A 1,404-nucleotide genomic window follows, 5' to 3' on the forward strand; every position below is an offset into this window, starting at 1 on the left:
TGAGGTTAGTCTAAAAAGTGGACACGTTAAAACGAGATTTATTTTATAATACAATCATCATTCATTATAGAAAGGGCGTGTTCATTTTGGCTAAACATTACGATCAAGCGTACAAGGACCATGTTTCAAAGCTAGTTGTGGAACAAGGGAGAAAAGCATCCGAACTTTCTTATGAATTAGAAATTTCACCGAAAACAATTAGTCGGTGGGTGAAAGATTACAGAACGAGAATCAATGGTGGAAAGCCTAACGAGACTTTTATTACCCCTACAGAGCTCGAGAAACTCAAAAAGCAGCACGAAAAAGAATTAGAACAATTAAGAGAGGAAAACGAAATCTTAAAAAAGGCCATGCACATCTTCACCAAAAACCAAGCGTAGTTTATGCCTTTGTTCAAGCCCACTCAAATGAACACGCGATTTCGAAGATGTGTAAAGTACTGAAGGTGTCAACGAGTGGCTACTATAAATGGCTTAAACAACAATCTAGTATTCCATCAGAAAGAGAAGAATATCGCTTAGAAATCAAACAAAAGATCGCTAAGTCATTCCACGAGAGTTTCGGTACCTATGGAAGCCCTAGAGTCCATGATGACTTAATCGAATGGGGCTATACCATTTCGCAAAAAAACGTAGCTCGACTGATGAAAACAATGGGTTTAAAGGCAACCCCAAAAGAAAAGTTTGTCGTTACAACGGATTCCAATCATGATTTCAAAACGTATCCTAATCGACTAAATCGTCAATTTAACGTAGAGAAGCCTAACCAAGTTTGGGTAGCTGATATTACATACATCTGGACACTCGAAGGCTGGGTTTATTTATCCTCCGTGATGGATTTGTTTTCAAGAAAGATTATTGGTTGGAGCCTGGCGTCACATATAAAAAAAGAGCTATCCATTCAATCTTTAAAGAGGGCCATCATGACAAGACAGCCTGAGGAAGGGGTACTTCATCATTCAGACCGTGGTTCCCAGTATTCTTCGCAAGACTATACGGATATTTTGAAAGAGCGTGAAATGGTCGTTAGTATGAGTAAAAAAGCAGATCCATATGATAACGCTTGTATTGAATCGTTCCATGCCACAATTAAGAAAGACTTGATTTATAGAAGACGATTTAAGACAAGAGAAGAGGCCATAAACGCTATAAACTATTACATTAGCAGCTTCTATAACCTTAGAAGAAAACACTCGACTTTAGGATATCTCTCACCAACCGAATTTGAGAGAAAGTATCACAAGAATGAAGAAGCATTAATCTCATAATTTAGCCGTGGGGTGTTCGAAATGAGCAGTCAGGTTTTTCGACTGGTCATTTCGAGCACCGGACCAAACGAAGTGCGGTAGGCATTTATTATGTAAAAGTCTCAAATTTTATTGTCCACTTTCTTGACAGAAGACCA

General features: G+C 38.4%; 2 protein-coding genes. Both read left to right on the forward strand.

Annotated features, from left to right (window positions below; all coding sequences use genetic code 11):
* Positions 1-17 precede the first annotated feature (17 nt).
* Complete coding sequence (locus V7068_RS19945) at positions 18-380, forward strand: transposase (RefSeq protein ID WP_499714233.1); 363 nt, start codon at positions 18-20, stop codon at positions 378-380.
* Positions 317-1,267 (forward strand): IS3 family transposase, encoded by a 951-nt coding sequence (locus V7068_RS19950; RefSeq protein ID WP_499714234.1) that lies wholly within the window; start codon positions 317-319, stop codon positions 1,265-1,267. The genes V7068_RS19945 and V7068_RS19950 overlap by 64 nt, the downstream gene beginning before the upstream one ends.
* The last annotated feature ends 137 nt before the right edge of the window (positions 1,268-1,404 follow it).

Origin of the sequence: Bacillus sp. JJ634, assembly GCF_036962285.1 — a bacterium.
Classification (GTDB): domain Bacteria; phylum Bacillota; class Bacilli; order Bacillales; family DSM-1321; genus Peribacillus; species Peribacillus asahii_A.